Here is an 18,352-nt window from a genome sequence, read left to right on the forward strand (position 1 = left end):
TCTCTAATTTTTTATAGTGCGATTAACTTAATCGTCGCATTCGCTAACGTCGCCGCCCATTTGCTCTTTCATTTTCACGCAAGCTTCATGTGCTTTCTTCGCTGCTGCATCTTTATACTCACCTGCTTTTTCTGCAGTTGCGTCATACGCGTCAGAGGCCATATCTTTGCCGTCTTCGTATGCGTCTGAAGCCATTTCTTTGCCATCTTCATAGGCATCAGAAGCCATTTTTTTACCGTCTTCGTAGGCATCAGACGTCGCGTCTTTGGTTTCATCCCAAGAATCTGCCGCGCCTTCTTTAGCCTCTTCATAGGCTTCAGAAGTAGTCTCGCCCGCTTTTTCCATCTCTTTGCTTACTTCGCTTTTTGTTTCTTCGCTAGACTCTGTACAGCCCATTAAAGACAGTAGTAGTGCTAACGCCATTGCTTTAGTTTTCATTATGAAGCTCCTTTTACTGGGATAGTGGCTATTTTTATAACCGGTCAACATGGTGTTCGAACATGCAGCATAAGGCTAAGGGTTACTAGCCATTTAATATTAATGTTTGGCAAGCTGGATATTCAACCAACTCAGTCTAGCCTACTTATCTAGTAAAGTGTAAGTAGACTTTATGTGGAAAAATGAAAGGTTTATAACAAAAAAAGTGCGATCTATAGAAAATAAGTGCGTCGCAAGATGTTATTTTGTGATGTACTACGCGGGTTAATCTTCTGGACCTTGCGTAGTAAACACAAGATGTCGACGCATGTCTTTCAAAACTACACTTTTTTAAGTAGCGCTGCGCTTAATCGTCGCTGCCATTTTTTTAATTCAGGCTCGGCCCGTGACAGTGTCTCTTCATTTTCGAACTGAAATCTTAGCAGTAAAGAACCTGGGAATTGATGATATTGAACGTCGAACCAACACTGTTGCATACCTTCAAGTTCTTCAATTCCTTGTGCTTCTAAGCTATCGGCTATACTGAAAACCAGTGCTTGTTGTTTAAGCTGAACGGCAGAGAGCTTTTTCATTAAAGGTGTTTCTCGATAGCTACTTCAACGCTTTCGGTGACATCGGCACCTTCAATGGTTAACCAAACTTGCCCGTCTTGAATGGTAACCTGTATTTGCATAGAGCGATGAACTGCTTTCGCCAACGTAGCAGCTAGTGGCTCTGGCAAAGTAAAAATTGATAGGTTCTTTCTTGTCTGTAACTTGTTTTGCTCTTTCTTCCACCAGGCATCAAAGCTATTGTCAGCGTATGAATAAATCATCATCTGTTGACTTTGATTACAGCCCTTTTTGATACGCTGTTCTGACGGTTGACCTAACTCAATCCACAATTCGACTTCATCGCTAAAGCTCTTCTGCCACAAATCAGGCACTTCATCGTCAGACAGCCCTTTGGTGAACTGTAAGCGCTCATGCGCATTAACAATAAAAGCGATAATACGCAGCATCATGCGCTCGTCATTTTCAGATGGATGCCGGGCAATAGTAAGGTTGTGATCGTTATAGTAGTTACGATCCATATCTGTTATTGATATGTCAGCTTTAAAAATGGTCGCTTTAAGAGCCATGGTGATCCTGCTTTGTTTTTATTAAGGCTTGAGAAAAGCCTCGTGTGCCATGCGAACAAACGCTACAGCAAATTTTGACGCTATATTACCAGTAAAATGCGTTGCCTGCTGTAGCTAAGAGGCCTATATCACAGGTAAGTACGCGTTTATTTTCATGGGTAATGAAATTTTAAACAAACCTTCTCGGTCATGTTCTTGGGCATCGCGCGAAGCGCGAATAACTAAAACAGTAAACAAGCCACAATAAGAATATAAATTTGGAGAAGGATTAATGAAAAGACTCGTCGCTATGGCAGCTATGGTATTCGCCTGTATTACGGGTATATCAAATGTACATGCTTTAGAGCGCGGAACCATTGCAGAAGATGCTAATTCGGTGACGCCATTACTCAATGGCCAGGTTGCGCCCAAAACAACGCTTAAAATGGCTGACGGATCACCGGTAAGCTTACAAGCGCTGACTATGCAAAAGCCCAGTATTGTACTTTTTTATCGTGGCGGGTGGTGCCCATACTGCAACGAACAGCTTGCCCAGCTAAAAGATATTGAAAAAGACTTAGTGGACATGGGATATCAGATATTGGCAATTTCGCCTGAATCACCTGCGCGTTTACAAGAGCAAAAACTTGAAACTCAGTTTTTGGTTACACTCTTATCTGACGATAAGTTAGATACAATCCGCGAATTCGGCGTTGGGTTCTACGTGGATACCATGACTGACTTAAAGTACAAAACCTATGGTATTGATTTAACCAAAGATGAAAGCGGAAAAAGCGTGCTGCCAGCGCCTGCTATTTTTATGCTAGATAAAAAAGGGAAGGTTTTATTTAGTTATGTGAACCCAGACTACAAAGTTCGCCCTTCGGCAGAACTGGTATTATCGGTAGCGAAAGCCCTTAAAAAAGAGATGTAATGACTCGTGCAAGCCTTATCAAGGCGCAGTCTTTGAGCCTTGATAAGCTATCGCCACTACCACTTAAAAAGCCGCCAGCACTTAAACGGAAAGTAGCGTTGCGATTTGCGAAGCTAGTTTTGTAGGTTCAATGTAGGTATCGCCCTTACAGTCTTTTACTACGTTCAATAGTGCTTTAAGCAGCGGTTTATTTTCTACATTGCGCTGACAGACCGCGTGAATAGTATTGAGCGCTAGTGTCCCTCCCAACGTTTTTATATCGTCAATATTCAAATTTTGCAAAACGCGATTTGCCGTATAGCGGCGCCATGACATGTGATAGCTGTCGAAATCGCACGTTAGGTCAATGCTGAGTGCCGCTTGAAGCACCCAACTTAAAGGCCGGTAGTGCAATAGGTGTTCGGTAAGCAAAAAGATCTCAAGTGCGTGATCAACAAATAAAGAAGGTTTAGCGTTTTTACTTAGTTCAACAATTGGGAACACACCTTCATCAGCAAACATCGATGTCACAAATTCAAAGGTGTAATAGCCATTACCATGAATGGCAAGCAAGAACGATCCTATTCCATTTAGAAGAGCTGCATCCGAATAATTACCGATGTGCTGCAACGTTAAGTTATCCAAAAATAGCGCAACTATTGGGTAGCGAGCATTAAGCTCTACCCATTCGCTGTCTGTTGAATAACGTTTCGCTTTTTGGCTTTCTAGGTAACAGTCATAGCAGGCCAAATTGACAGAAGCGTGGGGCGAACTTGTCGAATAAACATACCCGGCCCATGCCATCATTGGCGATGAATTTAGGCCGAGCGCTTTTATATCTTCAATTGACGTACCTGGCGAACAAACTATTTCGACAAACCCATGGGCGGCCATCACATCTAGTCCCATAAACTCGGGGTCTTCTTGCATGTGTTCGAATGAATACGCACCATTACGCCAGCCTGCTAAATAGCAGCCTTCTATGCACTTTCCGCACATAACTGTGCTCCTGTTATTTAGGTTGTAAAGGGAGGTGACCGGTTAGTCTTAAATGGAAAAGAGCTTTTATACAAAGCCCACATCAAAAATTGAGAGAACGTGGCTTTGAAAAACTGCAAAAGCATCGACAGTATTGCGCCGATACGATGAATGAAACTTAAAACAAATTTCGTTTCAAAAAAAGCACAGTTTTGTCCCGCTATAAAAAAGTTATTTTCGGACAGAAAGCGAGGTTTGATGCGGCAGGTGTTATACTTGAGAATGCTCCTATTCAAATCGTATTCCCATGATCAATAACACACTTCCGCTTCTAGATTTACACCGCCACCTAGATGGTAATGTGCGTCCGCAAACCATTCTTGAGCTTGGGCAGCAGTTTAATATTGATCTGCCCGCTAACTCGATAGAGGGGTTGCGACTGCACGTTCAAGTAATGAAAATCGCGCCGGATTTGTTATCGTTTCTAAATAAGCTAACGTGGGGCGTTAAGGTTTTAGGCAATCTTGATGCTTGTAGACGTGTGGCTATTGAAAACGTTGAAGATGCGGCAAAGCAGGGCATTGATTACGCAGAGCTGCGCTTTAGCCCTTACTTTATGGCTGAAAGCCACGGTTTGCCTACACAAGGTGTGGTTGAGGCTGTTATAGACGGTGTAAATAGCGCAGCCAAAGAGTACGATGTTAAAGTTAACCTGATAGGTATATTGTCGCGTTCATATGGTGCAAAAGCATGTCAACAAGAGTTAGATGCAATACTGGCGTGCAAAACACACATTACTGCCATTGATTTAGCGGGCGATGAAAAAGGCTTTCCGGGTAACTTGTTCGTAGAGCACTTTAAACAGGTGCGGCAAAAGGGGTTAGCTATCACAGTGCACGCGGGTGAGGCGGTGGGCCCTCAGAGTATTTGGCAAGCTATCAATGATTTAGGTGCTACGCGAATAGGCCACGGCGTTAATGCCATTTATGATAGTAAGCTTATGGACTATTTGCGCGATAAGGGCATTGGCATAGAAAGTTGTTTAACTAGTAACATACTTACCAATACGGTCACTTCATTACCAGAACACCCGTTAAAAACCTTTTTAGATCATGGCATATTAGCCTGCCTAAACACTGACGATCCGGCCGTTCAAGGTATAGAGCTAGATCACGAGTTTAATGTAGCGGCTAAGCAAGCAGGCCTGACTTCTTCTCATATTAAGCAAGCGCAAGAAAACGCCTTAGCAATAGCGTTTTTAAGCGAAAGCGAGAAAGCCGCGCTTATCAAGAAAGTGGGGGCAGGGTAACGACACTGACCCCATAGCTTAGATTCTATGAAGGCTTAAGCTCGACAACTAACCTCAAATGATTGTCTTGGGCGATGGTATGAAATGGGTAACAAGTGACTAAATACAGCCTTTTTTGATTGAGCTGAACATTCAGCGATTGGTTTTTTATATCAACAATGCGCTTGGCTGAAATTCGATAGGGGTGCCATATCCCATCAGACGTTTGAAGTTGTAGCGCATCATTAATATTTACCTTTTCAAGAAAAGCGAAATGGGTGTCTTTGTGGCCTCCAATGACGCTGGTTTCACTGGCCAACTCTCCTGCATTGATATGTCTTCCTGGGCCAAAGGCCAATGCATTACCTTGGGCACCTTCTAGAATATACAAGTCGGTATCACTTTTTGGGTGCACTAATCGCCCGACGGGCCACGTGTCTGCCCATTGCCAAGGCTTAACTTCAGCGCCCGTTTGTAAGGTCTTTGCCCAGGCTTTTTCAATCAGCACTTGGGCTAACTCTGCTTTTATCGTTATCCACGCAGCTTTACCAAACCCAAAGGTTACAGCCGCAACAAGCAATACACTTATGAGTACTTTGGGCTTAACCATTGTGCTTTACTCTTTTGTCTTTTATGAAAATACGGCATTGCCTTAAAAGAAAACGCTGAATGTCACATGAGTAAAGCAGTACCAAAAAGAGGGATGAAAGAGCACCAATAGCGAGGTAAAAGTTAATATTAGCAGAAGTTTGCGGATAGTTAACGGCGCGCATTTGTGTACCCTGCGGCATTAGGTTTTTTATATTCTGCGATGAAACGTTTACCGATTCAGGTCTTGATACTACCTCTTCAATAGCAACAAAGCTGGTATATGCCGTAATGAGGTTGTGCGTTAGGGCAACGTTAATAATGTCGTTTTTAACCTCGTTTTCTTCTCTACCAAGAGCCTTTTCATCCATCAGCGCCGCAATTTTTTTACGTGCCCATGCGGTAGCGATGCCTTTGCTTTGAGTTGAGCGTGGTGGTTTAGTATTGGCCGAATTATCGCTTACGTTATTATTGCGCTCAGCTGCTAAATAACGAGCTTTTATACTGCGTTGCCATCTATGGGTATTACCGTCTTTGTCGGTTAATGTACCTTCAAGTACCAGGCTGTTGTCTGCGGTGTTTTCAACCAAATCTTTGCCATGTTCGTGGTCTTCGGGGGCAAGGTCGGGCACCTTTAAATTAATGAGCAGTGGCTCGCCAGCGTACAAATCAGGCAGTCGTTTTGGATAAACTTCAACGTTATCATTATGCCGCATATTCTTAGGTAGGGTTAAAGAAAGATTGCTCAACACCGGGCTTTCAAGCTTGCTAAACAAGCGCTGCATTTCTTTTTGAATGTTATTTTGGTTGTCGATAAATACGTAACTACCTCGCCCGAATTGAGCTGCGCGGGTCATAAAATAGCTGTTAGGTGCGCTACTAATTCCTACTGTAAAAAGCCTTGCGCTACCTAGCTGTTGTTGAATCATTGAGAAGAGTGCAGCTTCATTACCTACGGCACCATCAGTGATAAATACAATCTGTTTAATGTGGTTTTCTTTTGGCTGTACGTTTAGCGCTTCATAAAGGGCGCCCGCCATTTCAGTGCCACCGTTAGCGTGCAGTTCAGAGATAAAAGCCAGAGCAGTTTTTATATTATGCGGTTTGGTATTCGCGGGTTGGCTGAATAATTTTGTGTAGCTTGTATTGAATGCCACAATATTGAACCTGTCTTGTGTGTCTAGTCTTTCAATAGCTAGTTTCAACGCGGCTTTGGCATCTTGAATGGGACGTCCGCCCATCGAACCCGAGGTATCTATGATAAAAGTAACCTCCCGCGGAAAGTCTTGAAGTTCGTCAGGGTTAACTTGAGGCGGTGTTAACATGACTAACGCGTAGTGGTCCGAATCTATATCTTCAGCGAAATAGGCTGCTTGTGGGGTAGAATCCTTCGATGGACGCCACCGCAACCACACATCTTTGTTCATGGGTGTTTGTTTATCATCAAGCCAAGCGCGGTATTGATATCTAGCGTTTTCAATAGCGTGCCAGTTAAGTTTGTGACCTGTGCTATTGATGGAATCAAGAGGCACTCCTGCGTTTATAGTTGCATTGAATGAAAGCTGATTCGTATTGCTATCGGGCTGAGCTGGCGCCATAAACGGTGTTATCTTATCGGCGTCACTGACTTCATTTGTGGGTAGCGCCCAGCCTGAGATAAATGTGTTGTTGTTAGTTAAACGGCTGCTGTTGTTGCCTGCACTTTGCGGGGCTTGAGTACTTTTGAATTCAGTTTTATCACTGTTAGCGAAAGCCTGTGTAGAAAGAACCGTATCGCTTAAATCTTTGATGGGTATACCCGGAATGTAGCGTGGGGTGAGGGTTGTAGGTAGATGAAAACTAAACTCTCCATTGTCATAGTTAACTTGCTGTATGTACTGTAGCTTAACCGTGATTTTTTCACTCGGAGCGATGTTTGCCAGATGTTGAATGAACAAGTTTGGGCGTTGTTGTTGCGTTAAGCTGGCTTTCTTTCCTGCTTTTTTTGCTGCATCAAACGCTTCTTCGGCTTGTACTTTTGGCTTTATTTTCCCCAGGATAACCCTATCGCCAATAAGCATTTCCATACTATTTATCGCCGCATTTTCATTGAGCGGAAAGGTATACACACCATGTTTCCATTCATCGGTATCATTGGTAAACGTTTGAGAGTAGGTAACATGGGCAATCATGCCATTAACTTGCAGCTCAACGTGAGTTGAATGTAATAAGGCTGGCGTCGACTCTCCATCTTCGCTCTGCATCACTAGTTCACCAGACTGTGCGAGACTTAATGGGCTTACCACTACGCCAAGTAAGAAACACAGGAGTGACACAAGTATTAACAAGGTATGACTGCGAGACTTTGACGAATGTGGCCGCTCGCGAAACAAGGGCTTATGTATATGACCAGGGTTGAAGTAGTCACGCTTGGGTGGTTTGGTAAATAGCATGGAATAAGCTCGTTTTAAGTGACGATACCTATTATTAAACGCCCCGATTAGGGCGAATTATGAACAGTTATTATGGCGAGGTGGTGAAGAAAAATGGCGAAAGTGTGTTTTCCGCTTACTGTTCAGAGCATTCGCAAAGCGCAACATTTAAATACGCTAACATCAAACGAACTGTTGTAGCGAAAAAGCAGTGAAAAATAGCAGCGAAGAACTAGCCAAGTTTTAAAAGCGTCAGCCCAAAAAACACGTTGCATACAGATGCAGTTGTTTATAGGCTAGCGCTTGATTGTAGGGGAGGGGAAGACATTTAGCTTTTTCGCTACGATAGTACAAAGTAGCGTTATAACGAAAATGACTATTGACGTAATAACTATTTCAGCATGCTCATGAAGATGAAAAAACGATGAAAGTGTATTTAACGCAAATACGCTTACTACAATTATCGAAAGCATGTAGGCAATATATTTAGCTATTTGTAAAATTGATATATTCATTGAAAAACTCCAAAGTCGGAGGCGTAACGCCTCCGGTTTTTTATTCTTCTGTCGTGCGTTCTGACATTTTGTCGCCTATTTTGCCACCAGCGTAACCTAAACCACTAGATAAGCCGCCCAAGGCAGCGCCGCCCAAGCCAGCAGCTGCTCCACCTATGGCGCCAGCACCTACTGAGGCCCAAAAGCCTCCCCAGCTAAAATCACCCCAACAGTGCTCTTCACAGCCGCCGGAAACGTTCTCTATTTCAGTAAAACTTAATTCTTGCATTATATAATTCCTTTTATGAATTTACCCAACATTGGGTAAGGGAAAAGATATACAAAACACTGAATGAAAATAACTGAATAGAGGTATAGTTTTACAAAGTTTACCTTCAATATTACCGCGCCATGCTTAATTTGTAACCACTAGCGTTTCACATCATCTGGGGTATGGTCAGCTACAAAAGCATTGCGTTCGCCCATAGGCTTGTCTTCGCCTTTAGTGCTATCTGCTGTTGTTTGAAGCTCTATTGCCGAATTCACCTCTGCGCCAATAAGAATGATATAAGCGCTAATATATAGCCACATGAGTAAGATGATAATGCCGCCCACAGAACCATAAGTTTTGTTATAGCTTGCAAACTCATTCAGGTAGAAAGAGAAACCAAAGGATGCAACTAGCCACAATATGGTAGCAAACAGTGACCCCGGTGTTACCCAGCGCCATTGAGCTTCACGTCGATGTGGAGCATAGCGGTACAACGCTGATAAGGCTAGATTGAACAAGCCAAGCATGATGGGCCAGGTTATCCATGTAGCTTGCTCTGCGCTAATAGACTTTGCCGTTATCCAGACTATCGCTTCTGGTAAAATGGTAATGCAGGCTAGGGCGACTATTACAGTTAAAATCATGAATATCGTGCAGGTCACACGAGCCAGTATCCCTTTTAAAAAGCCTCGCCCTTCCGATTCACTGTACGTAATATTACAGGCTTTAATAAGTGCATTAGCGCCTTTGCTACTACTCCAAAGTGAGAGCAAAAGGGTAAATAGAAAGCCCCAGCCTAAAGCTGTGCTCGATTTTTCGGTTAAATTGGTAAGCTGCTCTTCAATTATATATCGGCTATCAGCTGGCACTACGTTAACAAGTAAAGACATATGATTTTGTAATTCCTGTGGCGAAACCATAAGACCGTAAAGGGCGATAGTTGCACCGAGTAATGGGAATATCGCTAATAAACAGTAGAAAGCAACACCTGCCGAAATAAGGGGAATATTGTCTTTTTGCAGGCTAGTGAATATACGTTTTATTATGCTCCACCAGCTTTTCAGTGAAAGCTCGAATGCAGATTTTGCGTGGCTGAATCGTCCCTTGCTCATAGTTCCTCGAATCTTTTTCGATAAGTACGCGTTTGTGTTCTTTCATACACCAAAAAGAAGAAGACGGCTTAATCTTCTTTGTAAATCATTCATGGGGTGTGCAAATAATTGGTGAAGTCTTTAATAAGTTTTTATTTAACTTGCGATGAATAAATGCTTATAAAATAACAGTTTACTGGCTTTTTAAGATGGTGGTTTGTAATTTGCAGTTTACTTTTTACTAAATTGACATGCGGAGCTTTGTTTAATCGTTTCGGCGTTAGGAGGGCTTCGGGAATTCGATAGAACGTTCAAAAGGAGTAACTAGTATGAGCAACACGCAAAACCTTCAGGGTAAAAAAATTGCTATTTTAGCAACCAATGGTTTTGAGCAAAGTGAATTGGTTCAACCTAAAGAGATGTTCACAGAACGTGGCGCACAAGTTGATATTTTGTCTATTGAAGATCAAACCTCTATCAAAGCGTGGGATGAAGACGACTGGGGTAAAGACGTAAATGTTGACTTGCAGGTTACATCGGCCAAGCTGGGTGATTACGATGCCCTTGTACTTCCGGGCGGTCAGATAAATCCAGACGTACTTCGTACCAACGAAGACGCGGTAAGCTTTATTAAAGAAGCAAACAATACTGATAGCATCAAAGCGGTAGGTGCAATTTGCCATGGCCCTTGGCTGTTAGTGGAATCGGGTCTAGCGAAAGGCGCTACCCTCACCTCATTCCCCAGCATTCAAACGGATTTGAAAAACGCAGGTGCGAACTGGGTAGATAGAGAAGTTGTAACCGACGATAAGTTAGTTACAAGCCGAAACCCTAACGATATCCCCGCTTTTGTCGACCAAATTAGTAAGATGATTGCATAGTGTCTTTCCTAACTTTAGCTGCTCTTCACAGTGTGAAGCTGTGAAAGAAGTTGTCTTACGCTAATTTCTATAAGTTAAAAATGGGAGATGATATGTCAGACTCTACACCGAGCGACAAGGTTATTGCGATTACCGGTGCTTCTAGCGGTATAGGCAAAGAAACGGCAAAGCAACTGGTTGATGAAGGTTACAAAGTTGCGCTTTTAGCGCGAAGTGAAGATAAGTTAACAGAGTTAGTTAATGAATTGGGCCAAGACAATGCCCACGCTGTCAAAGCTGATGTGAGTAACTTTGATGAGGTGAACCGCGCTTTCGAGCAAGTGAATGAACATTTTGGCCGTTTAGATGGCGTATTTGCCAACGCTGGGCGCGGTGCCAAAGCTGCCGGCATTGAAAAAGGCGATGTAGAAGACTGGGATGGCATGTTAGGGGCTAACGTCAACGGTTTACTCTATACCGCTAAAGCTAGCTTACCTCTTCTTCGAAAAACGAAGGGGCATTTTATTATTACTAGCTCTGTAGCCGGAAGAGTAGCCCTTAAGGGGTCTGTTTACGGTGCTAGCAAGTGGTTCGCCTATGGCTTCGGCCAAAATCTTGCCGAGGAAATGCGTGAATGGGGTGGTCGATGCACTACCATCTGCCCCGGTATGGTCAATACGCCATTTTTTGACGAGCCGAAGGAAGATAAGCTTCAGCCAGCAGATATAGCAAAGTCGGTATTGTTCGCGCTAAGTGCAGATGATTCGGCCTGTGTTCGAGAAGTTTATGTGATGCCTGCAAAATAAGAAGGCCAGCATCACCTAATAGGTTTGGAAGAAAGGCAGTAATTACGCTGCCTTTTTCTTTGCCAACTTATCCCCACGACATCTTTGTTCTCAGCTTTTATTCACTCTATATATCTTTTGTTAATACTTACTACCTGACGTTACGCAGTCTATCTAACATCACGCTGCCTTCTTGTCATTACGTAGCTTATCTGACATTACGCAGCCTTTCTGTCATAACGTAGCTTATCAGTTTCATGAAGCATTCCAAATTAACCAAATAAAGTATGTTGTCCGTTGGTTTACCCCTAATCTATTTGTTTCTATAAGTGCTGAATGACTAACCTAGGTGTTAGTTAACTAAACGGAAAAATCTTTCTTTCGTGCTTGTTGAGAAGGTCTATGCAATAAGCCTACAGCACTACAAAAATAATAGGAGAGTCGGATGTCTAATGAATTTGCGGGTAAAACTGCCATAATTTCTGGTGCCGCTGGTGGCATAGGGCTAGCGTTAGCAGAAGCGTTGGCGCAGCAGGGCATGAATATCGTTATGGGCGATATTGATAACGTGGCGTTAGCCGAATCAAGCAAAGGATTACGCGAACAAGGTTTTGATGTGCTGACTTGCGCCCTAGATGTAACCGACTTCTCTCAGTGGGAAGATATAGTTGTCAATGCTAAAGAGAAATTTGGCAAGGTTCACATGGTTATTAACAATGCTGGTGTGGGCGGCACGCCGGGCAAAGTTGAAGATTCAGAGCATGAAACCTGGCGCTGGGTTATGGATGTTAACGTAATGGGTGTACTTTACGGCGCACAAGCATGCGTACCAGCCATCAAAGAACACGGCGAAGGAGGCTGGGTATTAAACGTAGCGTCAATGGCGGGAATGATGGGAATGCCATATGCGGGTGCTTATTGCGCTTCAAAAGCGGCGGTGGTATCTATGACAGAAAGTTGGGTGCCAGAATTGAAACCCTTTGGTATTCATACCTCGGTATTGTGCCCAGCATTTGTAAAAACTCGTATCCATGAGTCTTACAGAAACAGACAGGAAAAGTATGCAGTGGCAGCTGAAAAGCGCATTGATAAAGATAAGCTCAAAGCAGGCGCTCAAGCGGCAACTAAGGCGGTTGAGTCCGGTATAGCAGCCTCTGTGCTCGCAGAGCGTGTAATAGAAGCCCTTCAATCAAAACAAACTTATATCTATACCCATCCTAACTATCGAAAAGTTACCACAGGTAGATTCAAAGCCATTGATGCGGCTTTTGAAGATGCAGAATTAAGCCCAGCTGTGGGACATCTCAAAGACGATGAAATTGTTACGTTTTAAAGGTAGCTTATTTTTCGTTTTAACTTTTCGACTTGGGAAATCGGGTAACCGGGAATCAAGTAATACAAGTAATCGCTAACTAGGTAGCGGTATAAGCGTTGACTTGATTACGTCCGTTAGCCTTTGAAAAGAAAAGCGCTTTATCAGCCTGCTCTATAAGCTCTGTAGGTGATGAAGCGCCAAGTTCAATTGAGGTAACACCAATACTGCAAGTTAGTTTTATTTCGCCAAAGCCGTAACTTTCCACTTGTGAACGAGCTTGTTCACTGACGGTCAAGGCATCTTTTAGAGAAATGTTGTACAACACCATACAGAACTCTTCTCCGCCGAAACGCGCTAACACGTCACCGTCTGATATGTTTTGGCGCAGTACGTGTGCTACGCCTCTGAGTGCTTCATCCCCTGCATTATGACCAAAGTCGTCATTTATTTTTTTAAAGTGATCAATATCTATCATCACAAGACAGGCAGAGTTTGTAGCGTGTGATTCTGAAAAAAGACTTCTCAATGAATCAAACAGATAGCGCCGGTTAAAGCATTCGGTTAGCGAATCGTGAGTAGCAAGATAGTTAAGCTCTGCGTTTTTACGTCGCGACATGGTGTAGCTTCGATATAAAATTAAAGCGATGCTTACTAACACGATAACCACTAGCGATAACATTAACTTTACGTATCGCTCTTTCGATAATTGAAGATTGGCTATTTGTTGTTCTTTTCGCGATATTTCAATTTCACTATTCTGTCTCGCTATTTCTAGCTCATCTAAACGAGACTGTTCTTTAAGTGCTTCCACCTCGTTTTCTAATTTAAACGACAGCAATTTGGCTTTGGCTTTCTCCAAATCTTTTTCACTGTTTTCAAGCTGTATGTGTTCACTTAGCGCCAATTCTTTCTCAGCAAATTCGAGGGCAGCTTTATACTGGCCAGACGCAGAACTTACCTCTCGCAGCCCCTTGAGTGCCGCCAAACGGTATGTTTTGTTTCGCAAGTCTTCAGAAAACGTTAGCGCTGTTTCAAAAGCACGTTTACTTTCTGTTAAGTCTTGTTGCTGAAAGTATGTTTCGCCCAGTGGCAAAAGCGCTTTTACTTTAAATAAGTTGTTATCCAGTTCGTTAGCGATATTCAAGCTCGCCTGATAGTTGTAAATGGCCTTAGTAAGGTTATCTTCGCCTTTATACGCGTCACCAATAATTCGAAATACAGCGGTTTTCTTTTCAGGTGCATTTTGTGTGTTGTAAATAGCCATAGCACGGTTAGCGTAGTTACGCGCTTCTTGGTAGTTTGCTGCTATCGCCTCAATCCCAGCTAGTTCTCGCAAAGCGGTAGCTACTGTGGCAGGGGGAAGTTGATCAGCTGGGTACTCTAAGGCGACCTCATAAAACGATCTAGCTTCTTCAAACGCAGCCAAACGCACATAAAGGTGGGCTATTTCGTTCGCTGTTTTGGCCGTTCCTACGGCATCGTTTTCTCGTTTGAAATAGGCATAAGCTAGCTTTAAATGCTCAAGAGAGAGTTCGTAATTTTCTATGTAACGCAAAATAATCGACGCGCCCATATGCGCTTTGGCTTTCCCTTCCGGATCGTCAATCGTTCCGTGTATGCGTAAGCTTTCCATGACCAAATTCAGCGCAGTATCTAAATTACCAAGATAGCGTTCGGCTTCCGCCAAGGTATTTAAAGTGCGCGCGATATTGCGTTTACTATCGATGCGTTTGTAAGTGGCTAACGCTTTCCTGTAAAAAGCCGCAGTTTCCTTGCGTAGCTTAAGTCTTTTATATGATTGTGCAATATAGGTGTAGGCCCTGCCCAACGCAGACACGTCGTTTTCGCGAGTTCGGTTTTCTAATGCTTTAGCAATCGTTGAAAATATTGAAATGGCCTGCTCATAATTCCCTGCTTTATATAAAGACAGTGCACGTTCTTTCATTTTATCGATGCTGACAGAGGTTGCTGGAACTGAACGGTCTTGTTTCTGTGGAGCCGACAAAGACCCGCGTACCTCCACTGGTACACAGAGTAATAGCATCAAAATAAGGAAACAAAAGCTGCTTGAAACTAATTTCACGAAAACGATATCACTTCCATTTACTAAATAGATATAACGGGCATTAACTACAGGATAATGCAATTAAAGCATTCAGTGTATCAGCAAAAGAATATTAACACCGCCCATCTTGTGCATATTTTGTTATGTTTAATTTTACATGCTACTGATTATTTATAATTTCGTGATTAACTAGACGCTTTAAATATACGGATTCAAAGCGCTGGCGGCGCTACGACGTTATTTAGCATATCTTACTGGTTTTGTTGCTTATTAATTGGAATATTAAAGAAAGCATAGTGAGAGCTGAATGTTTTTAACTCTACTATTGTGCTGTTGGTCGTATGTTACATTGTAACTTTAAGAAATTATTAGTAATGCTATAACTGGTAATACTACAATTTAAACAGAGCGTCATGCTCTACAACACACAACGGATAATAATAATGAAAAAGCTTCTTAAAGCGGCAGTTGCGGTGTCAATTGCACTTTCATGCTCACCCACCTACGCAGACAAAGACGATAAAGACGGCATATTCAACAGCGCAACCTTTAAAGCCATGGAGCTTAGAAACATTGGCCCTGCTTATATGTCGGGCCGAATAGCCGATATTGCAATTGACCAAAACAACCCGTCTACTTGGTACACCGCTGTTGGCTCTGGCGGTGTGTGGAAAACCACCAACGCTGGCACAACATGGGAGCCCATCTTTGACGACCAGCCGGTTTATTCTATTGGCGATGTGACCATTGCGCAGAGCAACTCAAACATCATTTGGGTGGGAACGGGCGAAAATAACGGTGGTAGACACATCAGCTTCGGCGACGGTGTTTACAAATCTTTAGATGGCGGACAGACCTGGAAAAACATGGGGCTGTCGAAGTCAGAGCACGTTTCAGACATTATTATCCATCCTACTAACCCAGATATCGTGTGGGTATCAGCTCAAGGTCCACTTTGGAGTGGCGGCGGCGAGCGCGGCTTATATAAGACTACCGACGGGGGAGAAACCTGGAAGCAAGTGCTTAAGCCTGCTGATAAATGGACGGGTGTAACATCCTTACTTATTGACCCGCGCAACCCAGATAAACTTTACGCAGCAACGTGGGCTCGCCAACGCTCAATTGGCGCTTACGTAGGCACAAACGAAGGCGCAGGTATTCATACTTCTAACGATGGTGGCGAAACCTGGACGGAGCTTAAAACAGGGTTGCCGAAAGGAAATATGGGTAAAATAGGTATGGCTATATCGCCTATGAACCCTGATGTTATCTATGCCACCATTGAAACTGATAATCGCGGTGGTGGCTTTTATCGCTCGGCTGATCAGGGCGCTAGCTGGACAAAGATGTCAGATGAAGTAGGCGGTGGAACAGGCCCTCACTATTATCAAGAGATTTTCGCGGACCAGCATCAGTTTGACCGTGTTTATATCGCCAGCAACTACAGTAAAGTATCAGACGACGGTGGTAAAACATGGACGCCTATCAATACTAAGCGCAAGCACGTAGACGATCACGCCATGGCCTTTCACCCCACTGACCCGGATTTTGTTTTAATGGGGTCTGATGGCGGTATTTATATGTCTCACGATAGAATGGCGAACTGGCGCTTTATGGCTAATTTGCCGTTGACCCAGTTTTATAAAGTTGCGCCGGACGATTCAAAGCCTTTTTATAAGATTTACGCTGGGGCGCAGGATAACTCTACACAAGGCGGCCCTTCACGCACTATGCGAGAAGAAGGAATAAAGAACAAAGATTGGTTCTTAACGTTAGGTGGTGACGGACACGGCCCAGCAGTAGAGCCTGGTAACCCTGATATTATGTATTCTCAGTGGCAGCAGGGTAACTTGACCCGCGTTGATATGAAAACCCGTGAAGGCGTATACATTAAGCCTCAGCCACTTCCAGGCGACCCGGCAGAACGATACAACTGGGACGCGCCGATAAATGTTTCAGCTCATGACCCAGCGCGTATTTACTTTGCATCGCAGCGGGTGTGGCGTAGCGATGATCGCGGTGACAGCTGGACGCCGGTATCAGGCGATTTAACGAAAAACGGCAATCGTATGCACTCGCCATTAATGGGGCGCACTTGGTCGGTAGAGGCCGGTTGGGACTTATATGCCATGACCGAATTCCACACCATCGCCAATTTCGCTGAGAGCCCAGTGGATGAAAATATTCTGTGGGCAGGCACTGACGACGGGATTATTCAAGTTACAACCAACGGCGGCAAATCGTGGAAAAAAATTGAGTTAGACGATATCAGAGGCATTCCTGCCAATTCCTATGTAAATGATATTCGTGCTGACTTGTTCGACCCTAATACCGTATATGTGGCGCTAGATAATCACAAATATGGCGACTACAAGCCTTATCTTATTAAGTCGACTAACTTGGGTAAAAGCTGGACATCACTTGCTGAAGACCTGCCTGAGAAGCACCTAGTTTGGCGTATTGTGCAAGACCATGTGAACAAAGACTTGCTCTTTATCGGTACAGAGTTTGGTGTATTTTTCTCGGTAGATGGCGGTAAAGACTGGGTTGAGTTAGACGGTGGCATGCCAACCATTTCAACCCGCGACGTGAAAATACAGCGCAGAGAGAATGACCTTGTGGCTGGTACTTTTGGTCGGGGTATTTATATTCTTGATGACTACGCGCCGCTGCGTTCGTTAACAGAAAAGTCTATGCAGCAAGACGCTATTTTGTTTGGCCCGAGCCGCCCAGTTAAATGGTTCCAGCTAGATGACAATCACACTGACTCTGACGGTGACGATCGCTTTGTTGCCGAAAACCCTGAACATGGTGCAACCTTCACCTATTATCTGAAAGACAGCTTGCTTACGGCAAAAGAAAAACGCCAAGAAGCTGAGAAGAAGTTAGTAGAAGACAAGAAATACCCTAAATATCCAAGCTGGGAAGCTGTAGAAGCCGAGAACCAAGAAGCGGCGCCAGCAGTCTATGTTGAGGTACGCGACAGCGACGGAGACGTTATTAAGCGTGTCGAGGGTAAAACGAAGAAAGGCCTACACCGTATTACCTGGGATATGAAGCATGCGTTAACTAGCCCGCTTACCGGTAAAGAGAGCAGAAGTAGAGGTTTGATGGCGCTGCCCGGTACCTATACAGCTACCTTGTTCAAGCGCGTTAATGCCAAGGTAACACCACTATCTGAACCTGTTTCGTTTGAACTTAAGCCTATTGTTCAAGGTGCGCTTGAAGGTGCCACTTATGAAGAAATTGCTGCTTATTCAGACAAAGTAAGCGATGCGCAAAAACGTGCACTCTCTTCAACGACAGTGCTGACGCAGCTTAAAGATACAATGGCTCTTTTGCGCACAGCTATCGACCGCACGCCAAATGATGTAACTAAACTTGAAGCCCAATTTGCTGCGATTCAAGACGAGATAAATGAAGTGAACAGAGCGTTTTACGGTCTTAAATCTCGCGATAAAATGGGCATTAAGCCAGCGAATATCATGAGTCGCCTGCGCTATGCACGTTCTGCGTTAGGTTCATCTTATGGGCCTACACAGCAACACAAAGATCAGCTTGGTTATGCTCAAGACAGTCTAGATAGCGTAGTTACGCGCATCAGTACTTTACAAAATACTGCTGTACCTAAGCTGCAACAAGCTGTGGTCGATGCTGGTGGGCCGTGGACAACAGGTCTTCCTGTAATCGCTAAATAGCGGCCGACTAGTCTAATTTTTAGTCTAGTTGGGCTTAGCACGCGGCAGTAGCATTACT

General features: G+C 43.8%; 15 protein-coding genes and 1 pseudogene. 6 read left to right on the plus strand and 10 right to left on the minus strand.

Translation table 11 applies throughout. From position 1 onward, the window contains the following. Positions 1-27 precede the first annotated feature (27 nt). The 3 genes and pseudogenes from IW644_RS06365 to IW644_RS06375 form a co-directional block, all read right to left on the minus strand. The gene (locus tag IW644_RS06365) at positions 28-438 is read right to left on the minus strand and encodes a hypothetical protein (RefSeq protein ID WP_269916897.1); all 411 of its coding nucleotides are present in this window, start codon (positions 436-438) and stop codon (positions 28-30) included. Positions 439-702: 264 nt separating this feature from the next. Continuing rightward, a pseudogene (locus IW644_RS06370) lies at positions 703-1,010 on the minus strand (hypothetical protein). After that, positions 1,010-1,558, minus strand: a complete 549-nt coding sequence (locus tag IW644_RS06375; RefSeq protein ID WP_179984191.1) for a YaeQ family protein — start codon at positions 1,556-1,558, stop codon at positions 1,010-1,012. The pseudogene IW644_RS06370 and the gene IW644_RS06375 overlap by 1 nt, the downstream one beginning before the upstream one ends. A gap of 271 nt (positions 1,559-1,829) precedes the next feature. Here IW644_RS06375 and IW644_RS06380 point away from each other — a divergent pair, with 271 nt between their 5' ends. Further along, a complete protein-coding gene (locus IW644_RS06380; protein WP_269916898.1) occupies positions 1,830-2,471 on the plus strand; it encodes a peroxiredoxin-like family protein in 642 nt (213 codons plus the stop codon). A gap of 81 nt (positions 2,472-2,552) precedes the next feature. Here IW644_RS06380 and IW644_RS06385 read toward each other — a convergent pair whose 3' ends face one another. After that, the gene (locus tag IW644_RS06385; RefSeq protein ID WP_269916899.1) at positions 2,553-3,449 is read right to left on the minus strand and encodes a hypothetical protein; all 897 of its coding nucleotides are present in this window, start codon (positions 3,447-3,449) and stop codon (positions 2,553-2,555) included. 286 nt (positions 3,450-3,735) lie between these two features. On the opposite strand from IW644_RS06385, the gene add reads away from it, so the two are divergent. After that, positions 3,736-4,737 (plus strand): adenosine deaminase, encoded by a 1,002-nt coding sequence (add, locus tag IW644_RS06390; RefSeq protein WP_269916900.1) that lies wholly within the window; start codon positions 3,736-3,738, stop codon positions 4,735-4,737. Between the two features lie 25 nt (positions 4,738-4,762). Here add and IW644_RS06395 read toward each other — a convergent pair whose 3' ends face one another. From IW644_RS06395 to IW644_RS06415, 5 genes are all read right to left on the minus strand, one after another. Further along, positions 4,763-5,326 carry a class GN sortase gene (locus IW644_RS06395; RefSeq protein WP_269916901.1) on the minus strand — a complete coding sequence of 188 codons (564 nt, stop codon included), beginning with the start codon at positions 5,324-5,326 and terminating at the stop codon, positions 4,763-4,765. Then, positions 5,319-7,736: a marine proteobacterial sortase target protein gene (locus IW644_RS06400; protein WP_269916902.1), complete on the minus strand. Its 2,418-nt coding sequence runs from the start codon at positions 7,734-7,736 to the stop codon at positions 5,319-5,321. The genes IW644_RS06395 and IW644_RS06400 overlap by 8 nt, the downstream gene beginning before the upstream one ends. 275 nt (positions 7,737-8,011) lie before the next feature. Then, positions 8,012-8,230 (minus strand): hypothetical protein, encoded by a 219-nt coding sequence (locus tag IW644_RS06405; protein WP_269916903.1) that lies wholly within the window; start codon positions 8,228-8,230, stop codon positions 8,012-8,014. Between the two features lie 40 nt (positions 8,231-8,270). After that, positions 8,271-8,498 carry a hypothetical protein gene (locus IW644_RS06410; protein ID WP_269916904.1) on the minus strand — a complete coding sequence of 76 codons (228 nt, stop codon included), beginning with the start codon at positions 8,496-8,498 and terminating at the stop codon, positions 8,271-8,273. A 140-nt stretch (positions 8,499-8,638) separates the two neighbouring features. Further along, positions 8,639-9,592 (minus strand): YihY/virulence factor BrkB family protein, encoded by a 954-nt coding sequence (locus IW644_RS06415; protein WP_269916905.1) that lies wholly within the window; start codon positions 9,590-9,592, stop codon positions 8,639-8,641. Positions 9,593-9,900: 308 nt separating this feature from the next. Between IW644_RS06415 and IW644_RS06420 the strand changes: the two genes are divergently transcribed. From IW644_RS06420 to IW644_RS06430, 3 genes are all read left to right on the plus strand, one after another. Beyond that, positions 9,901-10,452 (plus strand): type 1 glutamine amidotransferase domain-containing protein, encoded by a 552-nt coding sequence (locus IW644_RS06420; protein ID WP_269916906.1) that lies wholly within the window; start codon positions 9,901-9,903, stop codon positions 10,450-10,452. A gap of 92 nt (positions 10,453-10,544) precedes the next feature. After that, positions 10,545-11,237 (plus strand): SDR family oxidoreductase, encoded by a 693-nt coding sequence (locus tag IW644_RS06425; protein WP_269916907.1) that lies wholly within the window; start codon positions 10,545-10,547, stop codon positions 11,235-11,237. 424 nt (positions 11,238-11,661) lie between these two features. Further along, the gene (locus IW644_RS06430; protein WP_269916908.1) at positions 11,662-12,549 is read left to right on the plus strand and encodes an SDR family NAD(P)-dependent oxidoreductase; all 888 of its coding nucleotides are present in this window, start codon (positions 11,662-11,664) and stop codon (positions 12,547-12,549) included. Between the two features lie 79 nt (positions 12,550-12,628). Here IW644_RS06430 and IW644_RS06435 read toward each other — a convergent pair whose 3' ends face one another. Continuing rightward, positions 12,629-14,536: a tetratricopeptide repeat-containing diguanylate cyclase gene (locus IW644_RS06435; protein WP_269916909.1), complete on the minus strand. Its 1,908-nt coding sequence runs from the start codon at positions 14,534-14,536 to the stop codon at positions 12,629-12,631. Positions 14,537-15,039: 503 nt separating this feature from the next. On the opposite strand from IW644_RS06435, the gene IW644_RS06440 reads away from it, so the two are divergent. Continuing rightward, a complete protein-coding gene (locus IW644_RS06440; protein ID WP_269916910.1) occupies positions 15,040-18,294 on the plus strand; it encodes a VPS10 domain-containing protein in 3,255 nt (1,084 codons plus the stop codon). Positions 18,295-18,352 lie beyond the last annotated feature (58 nt).

Origin of the sequence: Alteromonas sp. PRIM-21, assembly GCF_027563165.1 — a bacterium.
Lineage (GTDB): Bacteria > Pseudomonadota > Gammaproteobacteria > Enterobacterales > Alteromonadaceae > Alteromonas > Alteromonas macleodii_A.

Bases quoted from the DNA above. Each gene is read 5' to 3' on its own strand.
- IW644_RS06365 (WP_269916897.1), bottom strand. From the start codon at position 438: ATGAAAACTAAAGCAATGGCGTTAGCACTACTACTGTCTTTAATGGGC.
- IW644_RS06375 (WP_179984191.1), bottom strand. From the start codon at position 1,558: ATGGCTCTTAAAGCGACCATTTTTAAAGCTGACATATCAATAACAGAT.
- IW644_RS06380 (WP_269916898.1), top strand. From the start codon at position 1,830: ATGAAAAGACTCGTCGCTATGGCAGCTATGGTATTCGCCTGTATTACG.
- IW644_RS06385 (WP_269916899.1), bottom strand. From the start codon at position 3,449: ATGTGCGGAAAGTGCATAGAAGGCTGCTATTTAGCAGGCTGGCGTAAT.
- add (WP_269916900.1), top strand. From the start codon at position 3,736: ATGATCAATAACACACTTCCGCTTCTAGATTTACACCGCCACCTAGAT.
- IW644_RS06395 (WP_269916901.1), bottom strand. From the start codon at position 5,326: ATGGTTAAGCCCAAAGTACTCATAAGTGTATTGCTTGTTGCGGCTGTA.
- IW644_RS06400 (WP_269916902.1), bottom strand. From the start codon at position 7,736: ATGCTATTTACCAAACCACCCAAGCGTGACTACTTCAACCCTGGTCAT.
- IW644_RS06405 (WP_269916903.1), bottom strand. From the start codon at position 8,230: ATGAATATATCAATTTTACAAATAGCTAAATATATTGCCTACATGCTT.
- IW644_RS06410 (WP_269916904.1), bottom strand. From the start codon at position 8,498: ATGCAAGAATTAAGTTTTACTGAAATAGAGAACGTTTCCGGCGGCTGT.
- IW644_RS06415 (WP_269916905.1), bottom strand. From the start codon at position 9,592: ATGAGCAAGGGACGATTCAGCCACGCAAAATCTGCATTCGAGCTTTCA.
- IW644_RS06420 (WP_269916906.1), top strand. From the start codon at position 9,901: ATGAGCAACACGCAAAACCTTCAGGGTAAAAAAATTGCTATTTTAGCA.
- IW644_RS06425 (WP_269916907.1), top strand. From the start codon at position 10,545: ATGTCAGACTCTACACCGAGCGACAAGGTTATTGCGATTACCGGTGCT.
- IW644_RS06430 (WP_269916908.1), top strand. From the start codon at position 11,662: ATGTCTAATGAATTTGCGGGTAAAACTGCCATAATTTCTGGTGCCGCT.
- IW644_RS06440 (WP_269916910.1), top strand. From the start codon at position 15,040: ATGAAAAAGCTTCTTAAAGCGGCAGTTGCGGTGTCAATTGCACTTTCA.